The following is a 17134-nucleotide window of genomic DNA, read 5'->3' on the forward strand; positions in this document are numbered from 1 at the left end:
CTCATCATTGTTCTTGTGGATACAAACCTTGGAAAACCCGGGTTCAGCGGTCGTCGGCGTGGACCGAAGAGGGGTGCCTGCACAGCGCCATGACCTCAATCTCCATATAGGGATAAAGCGGCAGTTGCATCAAGGTGTCGTGCAGCGCCTGGGCATCCGGCACATCGAAGACACTGACATTGGCATACAAGCCGGCGATGCGCCAAAGGTGCCGCCAGCTGCCTTCGCGTTGCAGGCGCTGGGCCAGTTCGCGCTCCTCGGCCTTGAGCTGCGCGGCCTGCTCGGCGGGCATGTCGGTAGGCAGTTTGACGGTCATGCGGACGTGAAAAAGCATGGTGCGAAGGTCCTCTCGGTTCAAGTCAGTGGCGGGCAAAGCGCGCCAGGCGTGCTTCATCGAGTGTCAGGCCGAGCCCGGGGGTTTTCGGGATCAGCAACTGGAAATCACGATAGGTCGGTGGTTCGATCAGGATGTCCTCGGTCAGCAACAGCGGGCCGAACAGCTCGGTGTGCCACTCCAGCTTGTCGAGGGTGGCAAAGGCGTGCGCGGCCGCCAGGGTGCCGATACTGCCTTCGAGCATGGTCCCGCCGTACAGGCCGATGCCCGCCGCCTCGGCAATCGCGGCCGTGCGCAACACGGCGCGTGGGCCACCGGTCTTGGCGATCTTCAAGGCAAAAATACTCGCGGCGCCCATTTGCGCCAGGGCAAAGCTATCCTGCACCGACTCGATGGCTTCATCGGCCATCAGCGGGATCGGGCTGTGGGCACTCAGGCGCACCATGCCGGCACGATCATGCCGAGACAACGGCTGCTCGATCAGTTCGACCCCGGCCTCGGCCAGTCGGCGACAGGCCTGCACCGCCACGGCTTCGCTCCAGGCCTGGTTGATGTCCACCCGCACGCTGGCGCGGTCGCCCAGGGCGCGTTTGATCGCCGCCACATGGGCGATGTCCCGAGCGGGTTCGCCGGCACCGATCTTCAGTTTGAAATGACGATGGCGACGCAAGTCGAGCATCCGCTCGGCTTCCTCGATGTCCTTGCCGGTGTCGCCGCTGGCCAGGGTCCAGGCCACTTCGACACCGTCACGCAAGCGGCCACCGAGCAGTTCGGCCAGTGGCAGACCGAGACGTTTGCCCTGGGCGTCGAGCAAAGCGGTCTCCACCGCCGAGCGGGCGAAGGTGTTGCCGCGAATGGCCCGGTCGACCCGCTGCATGGCCGCATTGACATTGCTCGCCTCCTGGCCGATCAACAGCGGAGCGAACCAGGTATCGAGGTTGATCTTGATGCTTTCCGGGCTTTCCCCGGCATACGCCAGGCCACCGATGGTGGTGGCCTCGCCAATGCCGACGATACCGTCGCTGCAGCGGATGCGCAGGATGACCAGCGTCTGGCCGTGCATGGTGTGCATTGCCAGCTTGTGCGGGCGAATCGTCGGTAAATCGACAATCTGGGTATCGAAGTGTTCGATTACTACAGCGCTCATGGCGTATCCATCTACGTGGTGTTTGTCTTTGAGCCATGATTGACGCCCAAGGCGGCGCCGGTCCAATATTGAATAAGTCTCGCTTCATACCCAGGAGGTATCGTGGAGCTTCGTCATTTGCGCTATTTCAAGGTGCTCGCCCAGACCTTGAACTTCACCCGCGCCGCCGAGCAGTTGAACATCGCCCAGCCGCCCCTCAGCCGGCAGATCCAGCAATTGGAGGATGAGTTGGGGGTTCCACTGCTGGAGCGCTCGCGGCCGTTGCGCCTGACCGAGGCCGGGCGCTTTTTCCAGGAGCATTCCAGCCAGTTGCTCGAACAGCTGGAGCGGGTCTGCGCCGACACCCGCCGGGTGGCCAGCGGCCGCAAGCGCTGGCTGGGTATCGGCTTCGCGCCGTCGACCCTGTATGGCGCCCTGCCCGACCTGATCCGCCGCCTACGCGGTTTCGGCGATATCGAACTGGGCCTGTCGGAGCTGATTACCCTGCAGCAACTGGAAGCGCTGAAAAGCGGGCGGATCGATATCGGCTTTGGCCGGATGCTGTTCGATGACCCGGCCATTGTCCAGAAGGTCCTCAGGCAGGACCCCCTGGTCGCGGCGTTGCCGGCCGGGCACCCGCTGCTCGGGCGGGCGGTCAGCCTGGAGGAACTGGCCGCGCAGCCGTTTATCCTCTACCCCGCCAGTCCGCGTCCGAGCTATGCCGACCATGTCCTGGGGGTGTTCGCCGGGCATGGCCTGAGTATCCACGTGGCGCAGATGGCCAACGAACTGCAGACCACCATTGGCCTGGTGGCCGCCGGGGTCGGCATTGCCCTGGTCCCAGCCTCGGTACAGCGCCTGCATCGGGATGACATCGGCTATACGTCGTTGCAGGACAGCAGCATCACCTCGCCGATCGTGGTCAGTTACCGAGCCGGCGATGTCTCGGACGTGTTGCAGCGCTGCCTGCGATTACTGAACAGTCACGATGAGTAGCACTTTTCCGAGCGCTTTTCATTTGTCTGATCGCCGGCTTGGCTGCAAACTGCCCATCTGCCGTGAGCTACAAGGAGCCCGCATGACAGAGCACAGCACGGGGGTCACCCTCACCGCCAAGGGTTTGGTGTTCGAGGATGATTGCGGCGAGCCCTTTCTCCAGGACACCGCCATACGTGGGCTGCTGGAGAAGGTCTTTGCCGGTAGCGGCGTCGATATCGACGCAATCCACACCCAGAGCCAGTACAAGAAGGCCCTGCGGCATGTGATGATCAGTTCGATCCAGGGCCCGGGCGGCGTCGAGGCGATCCTGGCCATGGCCCTGCAAGGGGTCGAGCTGCTGCATCAGCAATTCGCCGGGCGCGATGACTTCCAGTCGCGGCTGTGTGCCAGTGCGCTGCAAGGTCTGTTGAACGGCGATCCCGATGGTCTGGCCAAGGCCAAGAGAGCCAGCAGGATCCTCGCCAGCGGCTTGCGGCCCGTCGCCGCGCCGCGAGACCTGTAGGCGCAGAGCTTGCTCGCGAACCGCTGCAAGCGGCCATTCACCGCAAGACCGCGGCGCTTACAAAACCGTCTTCGTACCCACGGAAAGAAGTTTTTCGAGTTCTTGCGGTGAAACAGGCTTGCTGAAGTGATAGCCCTGCATTTCATCGCACAGGTTATTGCGCAGGAACCTGAGTTGATCGTCGGTTTCGACCCCCTCGGCTATGACCTTGAGATTCAGTTGATGACCCAAGGTGATCACCGCTTTGGCGATGGCTGCGTCAGCCGGATCGGTGTGGATGTCGCGGACGAACGATTTATCGATTTTCAGTCGCATGATCGGAAAGTTTTTCAGTGCACTCAGACTGGAGTAACCGGTGCCGAAGTCATCAATCGAGAGCCCGACGCCCATCTGGTTGAGTTGATTCATGGTCGCGATAGCCTGCCCGATATCCTGCATGATCAGACTTTCGGTGAGCTCCAGTTCGAGATAACGAGCTTCCAGTTTGCTTTCCTGTAATGCATGGGTGACACGCGCGATCAGATTTTTTTCCCTGAACTGACGCGCAGATACGTTCACCGAAACGGTGCTGGGCGGAAATCCTCGCAACTGCCAGTCTTTGTTCTGTTTACAGGCAGTTCGCAGCACCCAGTCGCCGATCGGCACAATCAGTCCGGTTTCTTCCGCCAGTGCGATGAAGTGTTCCGGCGTGATCAAACCCAACTGCGGGTGCTGCCAGCGAATCAATGCTTCGACCCCGATGATACGGTGTGTTTGCAGATCGACCTGCGGTTGGTACAGCAGCAGGAATTCATTACGGGCGATGGCATTTCGAAGTCCTTCCTGCATCACCAGCCGATCACGAATCCTGGCATTCAACGCTGGAGTGAAAAACTGAAAATTGTTGCGACCTTGCTCCTTGGCGAGATACATGGCGGCATCCGCGTTCATCAACAAGGTATTCGTATCATTACCATCGTGGGGAAAAGTGGAAATGCCCATGCTGCACGTTATATCGATCTGATGGGTAGCAACCATGGTTCTCTGCGAGACCGTATCCATGATTTTCTGGATCACGCCGGCAATGGTCTCTGTTTGGGTCGGTTGATCGAACAGGATGATCACGAATTCGTCGCCGCCCAACCGCACCACCGTATCGGCACGGCGTATGCACTGCTCCATTCGCCGCGCGATGATTTTCAGCAGTTCGTCGCCGACGTTGTGACCAAGACTGTCATTGATCAACTTGAAATTGTCCAGGTCGATAAAGACTATCGTGACGAAGCGAGCGTAGCGCTGGCCATGCAAAATGGCCTGGTCAAGACGATCCTTGAGCAAGGTGCGGTTGGGTAGGCCCGTCAGTATATCGTGGTGTGCCATATACTTGATGCGCTCTTCCGCGCGCTTGTGTTCGACCGCAATGCTGGCGATTCGGAGCGCCATTTCGACGAGCTGGATATCTGGCTTGGTGGGCTCACGGCCTTGCGCTCCATACAGTGAAAGTGCGCCAAGCACCTGGCCTTCACGTGACAGGATCGGCCACGACCAGACGGTCGTGAAACCAAACGGGGCGACCAATTCGCGGTAATCGGCCCACAGTGGGTTGTCCTGGATATTGGCCACGGCGACCGGCTCGCGGCGATAGACCGCCGTGCCAAAAGAGGCGGCCCGGGGACCGATGGCAATGCCGTTGATGGCCCTGGCATAGGCCTCTGGAAGCCGCCCGGTGGAAACGTGCCGCAGGTGCAGGCCGTCATCGTCGAGCAATTGAATCGAGCCCATCGCCCCTTCGGATTGGGACTCGAGAAGCTGGGTGATGCTGTCCAGAACCTGTTCCAGCGGGGAGCCAGACGCAATCATTTCGAGTGCGCGACCTTGTTCGGCACGCAGGGATTCCGCCCGCTTGCGCGCATCAATGTCGTGTGCAAGCCAGATCGCTCCACTGCTCAAGTCGGACGGGTCAACCGCCGTCACTATGGATTCGGCCCAAAAGAAACTGTCATCGCGACGCCGGAGTCGAATGTCGATCGCGTGGGTTTTACCCACCTCGATGGCTGCTGAGATGTGCTTTCCGAGGTTTTGGAATGCTTCCTCTGAAACATGCAGCGAACGCGTCGATGAACCGATCAACTCATCGATCCGATATCCGAACATCGTTGCAAAGGTGTGATTGCAACGAACAATCCGACGGTTCTTGAGAAATGCTATACCAACTGAGGCGTTTTCGAGAATGGTCTGCTGTTCCGCCACGATACCCCGCAGATTCTCTTCGGCCTGGATACGCACCGCCGATTCCTGTCTCAACTGGGTGTTTTGCGCGGCAAGTTGCCGCTTGATTGCCTGCAACGCCAGATGCGTCTTGACCCGGGCCAAGAGTTCCTCAACCTGAAAGGGTTTGGTCAGGTAGTCGACGCCACCGGCGGCAAATCCGGCGACTTTGTCGTGGAGATCGGCCAGCGCGGTCATGAAAATCACCGGGATCTCGCGCGTCAGATCGATTGCTTTCAGGCGTCGGCAGGTTTCGAAACCGTTGATGCCCGGCATCATCACATCGAGCAGAATCAGATCGGGAATGATCAACTGGGCTCGTTTGACGGCCTCTTCGCCGCCCTGCGCGACCAGCACCTTGAAATCGTGCTCCTCCAGGAAATTAACCGCCAGCGCAAGGTTGGCCGGCGTGTCGTCGACCACCAAGACTGTCTGTTCGGCGATTTCAGGTGTCATGGGGAAATCTGTCATTCGGCCACCGGCGTGGGGTTCATGCAGGTATCAACAAGCCTTACGATAGCCTCGGACTGAAAGCCTTGTGCCAGCTTCTGCAGTTTTTCCGCGAACGGCTGATATTGCGCGTCATGCGCGGCGAGTTCGCCGGCCCACTGTTTGATGCCGCGCATGTTTCCGGCCAGAGCCAAGGCGTGCAGACGTTCCATTTCCGAGCCTGCCGGAATGACCCATGGCTCCAGACCTTGAGCGAGCGAAGGAAGCGGTTCGGCTATCGCGCCCTCGACAATCCCATCCAACTGCGGGTGCGCGGCGATTTTCTGCGGTAGATGGCCATTTTCAATGGGCTTGGTCATGGGCGCATCAACCACCGGCAGCGAGAGGTCGAACCAGAAGCTGCTGCCATCGCCAGACTGACTTTTGACGCTGATTTCACCGCCCATCAAGCGGATCAGTTGTCGACTAATGCTCAAACCCAGGCCGGTCCCACCGGAGCGACTCTGCACTTCGCCTACCTGCTCGAAAGGTTCAAAAATGGTTTGCTGCTTGTTCTGCGCGATGCCCACGCCGGTATCGCGGACCTCGAACCTCAGGCATACATCTCCTTCGGAGGGTGATAGCAAGGTGATATGCAGGCCTACATGCCCATGATCAGTGAACTTGACCGCGTTGCTGAGCAGGTTGAGCAGCACCTGGCGCAAGCGTTTGTCGTCGCCTTGCACATACCGGGGCAGATCCGGTGCGACCTCGAGGAGACAGGTGAGTCCCTTTTCCTCGCTCTTGATGCGAACGATGTCGACCACCCCCGACAGGGTATTCGGTAAATCGACGACACAGGGACAGAGCTCAAGCTTGCCGGATTCAATCTTGGCCAGATCGAGGATATCCGTAATCAACATCAGCAAATGTTCGCCACTTTGCTGGATTATGTTTACCGCGTTTGTCTGCCGTTCGCCCAGGGTGACGTCCCGCTTGAGCAACTGCCCGTAACCCAGAATGGCGCTCAGCGGGGTCCTCAACTCATGGCTCATATTGGCCAGGAACGTCGACTTGGCCCGATTGGCCCGCTGCAGCTCATTGGTGCGCTCGCGTACGCGCTCCTCAAGACCATCGCGCGCGCGCTGCAGATCCAGATTGGCGTTGGTCAAGTCGCTGCGCGCGCGTCTCAGTCCCTCGCGGGCACCGTCCAGGCCCACCGCGGCGATGCCGATCTCGGCCTGAAGCAGGTTGAAACTCTCGGTCATCCGACCCAATTCGTCCCTTGAGTGGATTTGCAAGGGTTCGAGCGAAAAGTGGGCATGAGCCTCGTCAATATTACCCCTCCCCAACGCACTCATGGCATCGGAAAAATCCTTCAGTGTGCCGAGCGCGAGTCGCCGGGCGGATGTACTGACCCGTTCGGCCGAGTGGGCGATCATCCCCGGCAACACAATCCCGACCGTGATCGTCAGGATCGCTACCGCGACGAAGATGTCCTCCAGGGCGGTCACAAACGCTCCGTGCTGGTCGGGGATCTCGCCGATCGCCAGGATATAGCCGGCTCCGTCCATGGCGAGCACAGCCAACATCGCGCCGGTGAGTTTCACGTGCAGCGTCGGGCTGAACGGTGGCAGGCCTTGTAGCCGACGATCCTCGATCTTGCGCCAGGCGAACAACGCCGCACCGGAATAGGCCATGGCCAGCCCGAACACCACGGTCGGCAGGCCGAACTGCTCGAAACCGAAGAGCGTCGATGCTCCCCAGCCTGCCGCGGCGACAAGACCCAGGCCGATCATGCCGCGCGGCGCCCGGTATGGCCGAAGCGCGTCAGGCGCATCACGACGCAACAGCCACACGGCGACGCTCGCCAGCGAAATGGCAATCAGATAATTGAAGTTCGCTGCCGCGATCAACCAAATCGGATCGCCAATCAGCAACAAGCCGATCGACACGCCGGCAGTCACCAGCGTGGCGGCCCATGGTGCATCGGTGCGGATCCGCAGCGCCAGGAACCTGGGCGCCAGTCCATCTTCGGCGAGCTGCGCCAGCGTGCGCGAAGCGCCCGCCAGCGGTTGGAGGGTACCGTGGAACATGTTGAACATCATGAACCAGATGGCCATCGCCTTCGCGGCGCTGCCGAAGATCGGCGTGAAGGTCGGGCCCAGCGTCAGGGCCAGGTCGTCGCCAAGCGACGCGGGGCCGAGCGCGCCCAGCCAGACGACGGGCAGTACCGCGAAATACACCGCCGCCATCAACGCACTGGCGAGCATCGCGCGCGGCACATTGCGATTCTGGTCGACGGTTTCGCCGACGTGACAGGTCGCCGCCTCGAATGCGGGAGCGGCGAAGCCGACCAGGTAAAGGCCCGCCATCAGCGAGGTCAGATCGCCGAACCATCCGGGGAATGGCACGCTAAGGTGAAAGTCGCTCGCCTGGTGCCAGTCGACCTGACTGGTGAGAATCGGCGCGAGGGAGGATATAAAAGCCAGCAACGCGGAAGCGGTGGCTACCGGTGTCGCCACCCGTGTGGTCCATTTGATCCCACACAGATTCACCAGCATGAAGAGTATGACCAGTGTGCAGGCGAGCTCCGTCACCGATACGTCCGGCAGATACCACTGCTTGATGGCCGACGCCGAAAAGATCGCCGTCAGTCCGCAAGTCGGAACCCAGCCCCACCAGTAGCACACGCCCGTGATGGTCGAGAGCATCGGGTTGTACGGTTTGAACGCCTCCGCGCAACTGGCGGCAATTCCGCCGACCCGATTGGGCGACATCAGCGCCAGTTCAGTCCAGCCAGGCGCGGCCGCGTAGCTGAGTAACAGGCCGACAATCAGGAGAGGTACGGCCGCGCTGCCCTGGCCGGGTATTGCGCCCTGCCCGACAAAGAGCGCCGCGATCAGGAAGAGGCTCTGGTTACTGCCCCCCATTGCCAGCGCCGTGGTGCCAATCCATCCGAGTCGCCGTGGGTGTGGACGAGGGGCTCTTGTTGCCTGTAAATCCATATCCATGGCCCCCCAGAATTCGATTGACTGTGTTACGCGGAGCATCTGAACAGACTTGAAACCTCAAGCGCGACTAGCTCGTGTAGAATTCGGCAATGCGGCACGATTAAGCAGATTGTTGCCGGAGAGCATTTTAGGTGTAGGTGACAGGCCGCACATATGCAAGATGGAACATCGCAGCGCCACCCCAATCTAATGCGTCGACGTGCCGATCCTGTTGCACAATCGGTTCATGCACACCGCCCCCACTACCGCGAGAATGATCGGCACCAGGAAATCGTGGTCGATCCGGGTGAACTCCGCCACCAGTACAATAGCGGTGATCGGCATGCTCATGGACGCCCCCAGGAACGCCGCCGCGCCGACAATGGCGAAGGCCCCCAGCGCTATACCTGGCCAGGCCAGGCTCCATAACCCACCCAGCAGAATCGCCATCAACGCCCCGATCGCCAATGCGGGCGTCAGCAACCCGCCTTCGGCCCCTGCACGCAAGCTGCCGCAGGTCACCAGCAGCTTGGCTAGCAACAGGGCCGCCGCCAGCCCCAGGCCCAATTCACCGTCAAAGCCCAACTGCGCCGGCCCTTTACCGTTGCCCAACACCTGGGGTAGATAGACCGCCACGCAGCCGATCAGGGTGAAATTGATCAGGGACAACACTGGCAGGTGCCAGCCACGGGCGGCATGCAAGCGGGCGCGGCCAGTCAACTGCACGAAAGCATAGGCGGCGCCCCCGAAGAGCGGCCCGGCCAGCACCGACCAGACCAGCAGCCCGGGTGTCAGTGCCAGGCTCGGCACCACGTATTGCACCTGCGCGCCCAATCCGACCCAAGCCACGGCGGCGGCAATGGCTGACGTTGCCAGGGCCATGGTCGCCGCCGGCCAACTGAAGGCCACCATCAGCCCTTCCAGGGCGAACACCGCACCGCCCAACGGCACGTTGTAAACCGCTGCCAAGCCGGCCCCCGCACCACAGGCAATCAGCAATCGGTGGGTCTCGGGGGCCAGTCGTGCCTTGCGCGATAACCAGGCCCCCAGCAAGGCGCCAATCTCGCGCGGTGCGACTTCACGGCCCAGCGGTGAGCCCAGGGCAACGGTGATGATCTGTAGCAGCGCATGGCACAGGGTGGTCCCAGGCGGCATTGTCGGTGCATCGGCCGAGACAGCTTTGCGGATGCCGACCAATGGCCGACCGAACCGGTAGATCGCCCACCAGCCCAGGCCCGCCACCACGCCGCAGAGCATCAAGACCAGGATCCGCCGCGAGGTCGAAGCGCTGCTCACGCCGATCAGGAAGCTTTCATGATTGCTGAGGCTGTCCTGTCCGTAGCCATACGCCAGGTGCTGGACCGCGTGCAACAACATCGCCAGCAACATGCCACCCAGGCCGGCACCGATACCGGTCAGGATCACCACCAGGGCAAGGACGAATAAAGCGCGGAATCTGGAGCGAGCGTTGACTTCCGTGGGTAGTGCAGGTTCCAGCAAGGCCATTCGAGACTCCACGAGGTCAGGTGCACAACGACCGGAGGCCGCACGTCGGAAGTAATTATGTCGCCTGCGACGAAATCTGCCCATCCCGACGCGGCGTTACCGGCGCAGGTCGAATCCCCCTCTACCACACAGCGATATGAGAATCGGTACGCGGTTCGGTACCGCCACACAACACACCGCTGAGCGGGTCGCGCAGGATGATCTGACCACGCCCATACTCGGTCAGATCACAGGCGATTTGCACCTGGTGACCGCGCCGTGCCAGGGCCGTCGCCAGGTCCCGTGAAGCGCCCTGCTCGATGCCGACCTTCATCTCCCCCAGCCACTGCCAGCGTGGCGCATCCAGGGCGGCCTGGGGGTTGAGGCCGAAGTCGACCAGGTTCATCACCATCTGCACATGACCCTGCGGCTGCATGTAACCGCCCATCACGCCGAACGGGCCGAGGGGTTCGCTGCCCTGGCTGAGAAAACCGGGAATGATGGTGTGATAGGTCTTCTTGCCAGGTGCCAGGCAGTTGGCGTGGCTCGGCTCGAGGCTGAATTCCTGTCCGCGGTTCTGCAAGGCGATACCGCTGTCGGGCAGCACCACGCCGGAGCCGAAGCCGTGGTAGTTGCTCTGGATAAACGAGACCATATTGCCTTCGGCATCGGCACTGGCCAGGTACACCGTGCCGCTGGCATGGGGATCGCCAGGCTTGGGCGGTTGCGCCTGCTCGCCGATCTGCCCGCGGCGCCGGGCGCTGTAGTCGTCGCTGAGCAAGTCCGCCACCGCCATCCGCATATGCAACGGATCGGTGATGTAGTGCAGGCCATCACTGTAGGCCAGCTTCATGGCTTCCAACTGGCGGTGCCAGGTCTGTTGGCTGTCGCGGTGATCGAAACGGAAGCCTTCGAGGATCTTCAACGCCATCAGTGCCACCAGGCCCTGGCCGCTCGGGGGGATTTCCCAGACGTCATAGCCGCGGTAGTTGATATGGATCGGTTCGACCCACTGCGCGCGATAACCTTGCAGGTCGCTGCTGCGCAGGTAACCGCCGGTGGCGCGGGAATGGGCATCCAGGCGCGCGGCCAGTTCGCCGCGATACAGGCTTTCGCAAGTCGTCGCCGCCAGCTCTTCGAGGGTCCGGGCCTGGGCCGGGTTGCGGAACAGCTCACCGGCCTGGGGCGCGCGGCCCTCGATCAGGAAGGTTTCGAACCAGGCTTCGAGCACGGCGTCGCGCTGCGCAGCGAACTCGGCCAGGGCCTGCTGCCATTTGTAGGCGATGACCGGGGATACCGGGAAGCCCTCGCGTGCCAGGCTGATGGCCGGCTGCAACAGGTCGGCAAAGGGCAGCTTGCCAAAGCGTTTCGACAACTCGGCCCAGGCCGACGGGCAACCCGGTACGGTCACCGGTGTCCAGCCATAGAGCGGCATCTGCGCATGTCCCGCCGCCTTGACCGCGTCGATGCTCAACGCCGCCGGGGCCTGGCCGTTGCCATTGAGGCCGTGCAGTTTGCCTTGGCACCAGACCAGCGCGAAGGCGTCCCCGCCGAGGCCGCAGCCGGTGGGCTCGACCACCGTCAGCGCCGCCGCCGTGGCGATGGCAGCGTCAATGGCATTGCCGCCCTGGCGCATGATCTCGATACCGGCTTCGGCGGCCAGGGGTTGCGAGGCCGCCACCATGCCACGGCGGGCAAACACGCTCTGGCGCTGCGACGGATAAGGGTATTGGTGGGCAGAAAATTTCAACATGGCAAAGGCTCTTCCAAACAAGGGTTGGTTTTACAACACACGGCTGAGAAAGGCTTGGGTACGCGGGTGCGCCGGCCGACTGAAGATCTGCTCCGGCGGGCCCTGCTCGATCAGTTCGCCCTGGTCGAGGACCACCACCCGGTCGGCGACTTCCCGGGCAAAGCCCATCTCATGGGTGACCACCAGCATGGTCATGCCCTCCTCGGCCAACTGCTTCATCACCTGCAGCACCTCGCCGACGGTTTCCGGATCCAGGGCGCTGGTAGGCTCGTCGAACAACATGGCCTGGGGTTTCATCGCCAGGGCCCGGGCAATCGCCACCCGCTGCTGCTGACCGCCGGAGAGCATCGACGGGTAATGCCCGGCCTTGTCCGCCAGGCCAACCCGGGCGAGCAAGGCCCGGGCCTGTTCCAGGGCTTCGGCCCGCGAGACACCGAGCACCTGGATCGGTGCTTCGATGATGTTTTCCAGGGCGGTCATATGCGGGAACAGGTTGAAACGCTGGAAGACCATGCCGATATCCCGGCGCTGGCGGGCGATATTGCGCTCGGAGTCGCGCACCAGGCTGCCGTCGGCACGCTCGCGATAACCCATGGCCCGGCCGTTGACGCGAATGCGTCCACCCTGGATGTCTTCCAGCAGGTTGATGCAACGGATGAAGGTGGTCTTGCCCGACCCCGAGGCGCCGATCAGCACCACCACTTCACCGCGCCGTACTTGCAGGGAAATGCCCTTGAGGATCGGCAAGTCACCGAAGGACTTGTGAATATCCTGGGCCTCGATGATCAGTTCTTCACTCTTGTGCGCCATGCTTAACGCCCTCTCAACAGTTTAAGGGCGCTACGACCGAACATCCGGCTTGACGCCGGCGGCCGTGACGAAGGCCGGTCCGACTGACCGAAGCGTGCTTCGAGCCAGCGCTGGAAGAAGCCCCAGAGCGTGGTCAGCAGCAGGAAGTAGATCGCCACCACCAGGTACAGCTCGAACACCCGGAACGTCGCCGAGGTGACCATCTGCGTGCTCAGCAACAACTCCTGCACGCCGATCACGCTGACCAGCGTGGTGTTCTTGAGCATCACGTTGAACTCGTTGCCCAGCGGCGGAACGATCACCCGGAAGGCCTGGGGCAGGACGATACGCCGCATCAGCTTGCCGAAGGTCATGCCCAGCGAACGCCCGGCCTCGTACTGGCCCTTGTCCACGGCGCCGATGCCGGCGCGGATGATCTCGGCCATATAGGCACCTTCGTTCAGGCCCAGGGCAATGATTGCCGCCTGAATATTGCCCGGTACCAGCAGGCCGAACAGGTTGAAGTCCTCGAAGCGGAAGACCCCGCCGGCCGCCAGCGCGGTGTAGAGAAAGACGATCTGCACCAGCAGCGGCGTGCCACGCATCAACCACACGTAAAACCGCACCGGCAGGTGCAGCAAGGGATTGCGCGACAGGCGCAACAACGCCGCCGCCAACCCCAGTACACAGCCCAGCGACATCGCCAGCACACTGATCAGGCAAGTCAACCAGAGCCCGGTGAGATACACCCCGCTGGGCTGCAACAGGTACTGCCAGAACACCGCCCAATTGAAATTCATCAAGCGCCCGCCTCAGTCGAGTGTGTCGCTGGCGACATGCCATTTGCCCAGCAGTTGGGTGTAGCTACCGTCGCTGCGCATATCACTGACGATCTGCTGCACGGCCTTGCCCAGTTGCGGATCGTCCTTGCGCATCCCCAGGCCGGTGAGAATCCGGCTGAAGGCCGGCACGCCCTCCTCGAACAGGTCGGGCGCCATGGCGGCGTAGTAACCGGCGGTTTCCACGGTGGTCCCGTAGGCATCCACCTGGCTGATACGCAGGGCCTGGAAGGCATCGGTATCGGTGTTATAGACCACCAGCTTCATCGGCGGTTGGCCGGTCTTGGCCAGCGTGTCGTTCTCGGCGTCGAGCAGGGTCTTGATCGTCGAGCCGTTGAGCACCGCCACCTTGTGCCCGGAGAGATCGTCCAGGGTCTTGATATGTTTGGGGTTGCCCTTGGGCACCACCACCGACTGACTGGAATACATGTAGTTGACGATGTCGATCACCTCTCGCCGTTCGGGCTTGTCGAACAGTTGGTCGACGATCAGGTCGCACTGTTGGGCCAGCAGCGCCGGGAGCAGTCCGGAAAACGGAATGACCCGCCACTCGACTTTCTTGCCCCCCAGGCGTTTGGCGATTTCCAGGCCCAGGTCAACGGTCAGGCCCTTGGGCTTCTGAGCTTCGTCGAACGACACCAGCGGGGGTGAATCCATCCCTGAGCAATAGGTCAGTTTCTCGACCTTCTGCAATCGCTCCGGGACCTGGGGCGCGGCGAGCACCCCCTGTACCAGCAGCCCCAGGGATACAGCAGCAAGCAACACGCGGCGTTTATGCATGACCAGACACTCCAGTTCGTCAATAACGGGGGCAGTACTCGAAGTCAAAACACGGCCGGGCTTGAACCCGGTTCTATTTTTCCGATTGCAGAAAGCTGATCAGCGCGGGCACCGTGCCTTCGATGTGTTCGCGCACCACGGTTTCGGCCCGCGCGGCGTCGCCCAGGCGAATCGCATCAAGGATCACCGCGTGTTCCTGGCGGGCACTCAAGGGCTTTTCGCTGTGTTGCAGCCACAGGCGCATGGGCGCCTCGATCAGCGAATACAGGGCCGAGATCTGCTTCATCAGCCGTGGCCGGCCGCTGAGGCTGCACAGGTATTCATGGAAGGCCCGATGGCGACTGACCCACTCGGCGCTGTCGTCGCGGTAGTCGTCCATCCCGTCGAGCATGCGCTCCAGGGCCGCCAGTTGCCGTTCACCAATCCTCGGCACGGCCACACGGATCGCCAGGCCTTCGAGGGCACTGCGCATATCGAAGACTTCCTGCAGTTCGTCGAACTCCAGGCCGCTGACAATCGCCCCGCGATTGGGCCGCAAGGTCACCAGGCCCTGGGCGTCCAGGCGGCGAAAGGCCTCGCGCACCGGCATCCGGCTCATGCCAATCTCACTGGCGATGTCCTCGGCGACCAGCCGCTCACCTTTGCGGTAGCGACCCCGACAGATCGCTTCCAGCAGAAAGGTATAAGCCTCCTCCTCGGCGGTCTGGGGCTGACGGTCAACGTAAACGGGGGCGAATTGCATGGGTCGGCACCTTTGTCTTTTTGTATCCAATTATCCATGGATACAAAAAAGCATAAGTCATGCCAGTTTCCTGAGCATGAACTCAAGGCGTTGACAGGCATGAGCTTTCGCCGGAAACCGGCGCTTTCAGGAGGGGATGGCGTGACCGCCGACTGCTACAAAAGCGCGCAGTAACGCGCCAAAAAGGTGAAGCATGGTGTCCCGGTAACACCTCGCCTACACAACACGTGGGGGCAGTCGGCACATCGCGAGGACAAAGACGCTCAGTGTTTCAACGAAGCGCTGATCCAGTTTTTCAGGTCAGCGACTTCCAGCGCGCTGATGGTGTGTCCGACACCGGGATAGGAGTGAAACTGCGGCGCGATAGACAGGCCCTGCAATACACCCAAGGCCTCGGTCGCACCGACGTAAGGCACCTGCGGATCGGCGGTGCCGTGACCGATAAAGACCTGCAGTCCGGCGTACTTCGGCCCGCCCTTGAGCTCGGCGCGCAGCACCGGCAGCAGCCGGCCACTGAGGGGGGCGATACCGCGCAGCAACTCGGGATGCCGCAGTGCAACCTCATAGGTCATCATCGCACCCTGGCTGAAGCCCACCAGGAACACCTTGCCAGGCCGGGTATGGTATTTCTCGGTGACCCGGGCGATAAAGTCGCTGATGGCCGCGGTGCTCAGGCGCAGATCGTCGCTTTCGCCGTCGTACTGCGGCGCCCCGCTCTTCTGGTGAAACCACTGGTAGCCCCCCTGCTTCACTTCCAGGCGGCCACGCACCGAGAGCACGGTGTAGTTGGTCGGCAGATCGTCCTTGATCCCGAACAGATCGTCCTCGTTGCTGCCATAACCGTGCAGGAAGATGACCAATGGCTGGTCGCGGGTATCGGCACTGGCCTGCGCCTGGTAAGTCAGCGGCATATCGGCAAGCAGTTCGGCCTGTGCCGTCGACGCGGTGAACGCCAACAGCAAGGCCAGGGCCAGGGGTTTGAGCATGGTCAGTGTTCTCCGGGCGATCAGTGGGCGCCAAGCTTAACATTGACGCCCCAACGAACCACTCAGTTCGCGGGAACGCCCTGTTCCCAGGCTTTCCAGTTACCGAGGATCGCCTGCACCAACGGGTTGCCCGCCCGGTACAGGTTCTCCAGGGCCGGGACAAAGCCGCCCTGGTCGGTGTACTTCAGCAGGTTGTCGACCTCGCTATAGCCGGGATACGGTCGGTCGAAATCGGAGCCGGCACGCACCACCGCCAGGCGGTTGATATCCACCCGCCCGGCCTTGCTCGCGCGGAGCAAGGCTTCGTAGGTGGAGTTGTCTTCCTGCTGGGTGGTGCAGTAGAGGCCCTGGTTATCCGTCAGCAAGCGGGTCCAGACCTCGGCCCGCTCACTCAGGCGCGTCCCGGAAAACCAGGTATTGCCCGCCAGGGTATCGCATTGGGTCACGAGCGGAGGCTGGTTGGCCGGCGCATACGGGTATTTGACCCGCCAGGCCGCGGATTCCTTGCTTTCGCTCAAGCTCACCTGCCGCGACAGGGCAAAGGCCTTGGCCTGCAACTTGGGGTTGAGCTCGAAGACTTCGGTCTTGTAGTCCAGCGGCGGCTTTTCGTTCGGGCCACGGGTGTTGATGCCGATATAGCCGCTGGGCCAGTCTTTCGGTGCATCCCGCGAATCCAGCTCCCACTGGGTGCCGAACTCCACCAGGTAGTGGGCCCAGGCCGCCGTACCGAGGGTGCCTTGGTGCGGGTTGATCCCGGCAATACCGGCAATCAGGAAATACGACTGGTGCAGGTCGAACTGCGGCGACAACGCCAGGGCCAGGGTCGAGGCCGCCGCGTTGGTCTGGCCCATGCCGGTCACCAGCAGGCAGGTGTCCTGGTCATTGCAGCGAATGTTCGGGTACTCGGCGCTGAGGCCCGGCACCGCAACTTCATGCTTGAGTGCCAGACGCTCGATCCAGGCCTGCGCTTCCGGCGCGAACATGGTGATGAGCATGACCTTGGGCTTGATCGGCGATGCCGCTGCGGCCCAGGCCAACTGTCCGCCCAGGCTGCCGAGCAGCACGCCGGCGATGAGCGAATGACGAGTCACAGCGCGCATGAACGCTCCTATCAACGAATGGCTAGCCGA

The 17134-nt window shown here is 62.0% G+C and carries 14 protein-coding genes; 2 read left to right on the forward strand and 12 right to left on the reverse strand.

Annotated features, from left to right (window positions below):
* Nucleotides 1-43 precede the first annotated feature (43 nt).
* Together catC and AC07VG_RS24545 are read right to left on the reverse strand one after the other, a co-directional pair.
* Nucleotides 44-334, reverse strand: coding sequence for a muconolactone Delta-isomerase (catC, locus tag AC07VG_RS24540; protein WP_495002586.1), 291 nt, complete (start codon nucleotides 332-334; stop codon nucleotides 44-46).
* A gap of 25 nt (nucleotides 335-359) precedes the next feature.
* Nucleotides 360-1481, reverse strand: a complete 1122-nt coding sequence (locus AC07VG_RS24545; RefSeq protein ID WP_495002585.1) for a muconate cycloisomerase family protein — start codon at nucleotides 1479-1481, stop codon at nucleotides 360-362.
* 102 nt (nucleotides 1482-1583) lie between these two features.
* Between AC07VG_RS24545 and AC07VG_RS24550 the strand changes: the two genes are divergently transcribed.
* Both AC07VG_RS24550 and AC07VG_RS24555 read left to right on the forward strand, forming a co-directional pair.
* Nucleotides 1584-2456, forward strand: a complete 873-nt coding sequence (locus tag AC07VG_RS24550) for a LysR family transcriptional regulator (RefSeq protein WP_495002584.1) — start codon at nucleotides 1584-1586, stop codon at nucleotides 2454-2456.
* Nucleotides 2457-2538: 82 nt separating this feature from the next.
* On the forward strand, nucleotides 2539-2961 hold the full coding sequence (locus AC07VG_RS24555) for a hypothetical protein (RefSeq protein ID WP_495002583.1): 423 nt from the start codon (nucleotides 2539-2541) through the stop codon (nucleotides 2959-2961).
* Between the two features lie 57 nt (nucleotides 2962-3018).
* On the opposite strand, the gene AC07VG_RS24560 is transcribed toward AC07VG_RS24555, so the two are convergent.
* From AC07VG_RS24560 to AC07VG_RS24605, 10 genes are all read right to left on the reverse strand, one after another.
* Nucleotides 3019-5664: an EAL domain-containing protein gene (locus AC07VG_RS24560; RefSeq protein WP_495002582.1), complete on the reverse strand. Its 2646-nt coding sequence runs from the start codon at nucleotides 5662-5664 to the stop codon at nucleotides 3019-3021.
* 11 nt (nucleotides 5665-5675) lie between these two features.
* Nucleotides 5676-8570 carry an APC family permease gene (locus AC07VG_RS24565; RefSeq protein ID WP_495022029.1) on the reverse strand — a complete coding sequence of 965 codons (2895 nt, stop codon included), beginning with the start codon at nucleotides 8568-8570 and terminating at the stop codon, nucleotides 5676-5678.
* Nucleotides 8571-8837: 267 nt separating this feature from the next.
* Complete coding sequence (locus AC07VG_RS24570; RefSeq protein ID WP_495022030.1) at nucleotides 8838-10136, reverse strand: chloride channel protein; 1299 nt, start codon at nucleotides 10134-10136, stop codon at nucleotides 8838-8840.
* Nucleotides 10137-10257: 121 nt separating this feature from the next.
* The gene (locus tag AC07VG_RS24575) at nucleotides 10258-11868 is read right to left on the reverse strand and encodes a gamma-glutamyltransferase family protein (RefSeq protein ID WP_495022031.1); all 1611 of its coding nucleotides are present in this window, start codon (nucleotides 11866-11868) and stop codon (nucleotides 10258-10260) included.
* Between the two features lie 30 nt (nucleotides 11869-11898).
* The gene (locus tag AC07VG_RS24580; RefSeq protein ID WP_495022032.1) at nucleotides 11899-12678 is read right to left on the reverse strand and encodes an amino acid ABC transporter ATP-binding protein; all 780 of its coding nucleotides are present in this window, start codon (nucleotides 12676-12678) and stop codon (nucleotides 11899-11901) included.
* 2 nt (nucleotides 12679-12680) lie between these two features.
* Complete coding sequence (locus tag AC07VG_RS24585) at nucleotides 12681-13457, reverse strand: amino acid ABC transporter permease (RefSeq protein WP_495022033.1); 777 nt, start codon at nucleotides 13455-13457, stop codon at nucleotides 12681-12683.
* 12 nt (nucleotides 13458-13469) lie between these two features.
* Complete coding sequence (locus tag AC07VG_RS24590) at nucleotides 13470-14276, reverse strand: ABC transporter substrate-binding protein (protein ID WP_495022034.1); 807 nt, start codon at nucleotides 14274-14276, stop codon at nucleotides 13470-13472.
* A gap of 73 nt (nucleotides 14277-14349) precedes the next feature.
* Nucleotides 14350-15018 carry a GntR family transcriptional regulator gene (locus tag AC07VG_RS24595; RefSeq protein WP_495002577.1) on the reverse strand — a complete coding sequence of 223 codons (669 nt, stop codon included), beginning with the start codon at nucleotides 15016-15018 and terminating at the stop codon, nucleotides 14350-14352.
* Between the two features lie 263 nt (nucleotides 15019-15281).
* Nucleotides 15282-16004 carry an alpha/beta hydrolase gene (locus tag AC07VG_RS24600; RefSeq protein WP_495002576.1) on the reverse strand — a complete coding sequence of 241 codons (723 nt, stop codon included), beginning with the start codon at nucleotides 16002-16004 and terminating at the stop codon, nucleotides 15282-15284.
* A 62-nt stretch (nucleotides 16005-16066) separates the two neighbouring features.
* On the reverse strand, nucleotides 16067-17104 hold the full coding sequence (locus AC07VG_RS24605) for a purine-nucleoside phosphorylase (protein ID WP_495002575.1): 1038 nt from the start codon (nucleotides 17102-17104) through the stop codon (nucleotides 16067-16069).
* Between the last annotated feature and the right edge of the window lie 30 nt (nucleotides 17105-17134).

This window comes from Pseudomonas sp. GW821-FHT03C07, from assembly GCF_059420925.1.

Bases quoted from the DNA above. Each gene is read 5' to 3' on its own strand.
- AC07VG_RS24570 (WP_495022030.1), bottom strand. From the start codon at position 10,136: ATGGCCTTGCTGGAACCTGCACTACCCACGGAAGTCAACGCTCGCTCC.
- AC07VG_RS24590 (WP_495022034.1), bottom strand. From the start codon at position 14,276: ATGCATAAACGCCGCGTGTTGCTTGCTGCTGTATCCCTGGGGCTGCTG.
- AC07VG_RS24605 (WP_495002575.1), bottom strand. From the start codon at position 17,104: ATGCGCGCTGTGACTCGTCATTCGCTCATCGCCGGCGTGCTGCTCGGC.
- AC07VG_RS24555 (WP_495002583.1), top strand. From the start codon at position 2,539: ATGACAGAGCACAGCACGGGGGTCACCCTCACCGCCAAGGGTTTGGTG.
- AC07VG_RS24580 (WP_495022032.1), bottom strand. From the start codon at position 12,678: ATGGCGCACAAGAGTGAAGAACTGATCATCGAGGCCCAGGATATTCAC.
- catC (WP_495002586.1), bottom strand. From the start codon at position 334: ATGCTTTTTCACGTCCGCATGACCGTCAAACTGCCTACCGACATGCCC.
- AC07VG_RS24560 (WP_495002582.1), bottom strand. From the start codon at position 5,664: ATGACACCTGAAATCGCCGAACAGACAGTCTTGGTGGTCGACGACACG.
- AC07VG_RS24575 (WP_495022031.1), bottom strand. From the start codon at position 11,868: ATGTTGAAATTTTCTGCCCACCAATACCCTTATCCGTCGCAGCGCCAG.
- AC07VG_RS24565 (WP_495022029.1), bottom strand. From the start codon at position 8,570: ATGGGGGGCAGTAACCAGAGCCTCTTCCTGATCGCGGCGCTCTTTGTC.
- AC07VG_RS24595 (WP_495002577.1), bottom strand. From the start codon at position 15,018: ATGCAATTCGCCCCCGTTTACGTTGACCGTCAGCCCCAGACCGCCGAG.
- AC07VG_RS24600 (WP_495002576.1), bottom strand. From the start codon at position 16,004: ATGCTCAAACCCCTGGCCCTGGCCTTGCTGTTGGCGTTCACCGCGTCG.
- AC07VG_RS24585 (WP_495022033.1), bottom strand. From the start codon at position 13,457: ATGAATTTCAATTGGGCGGTGTTCTGGCAGTACCTGTTGCAGCCCAGC.
- AC07VG_RS24545 (WP_495002585.1), bottom strand. From the start codon at position 1,481: ATGAGCGCTGTAGTAATCGAACACTTCGATACCCAGATTGTCGATTTA.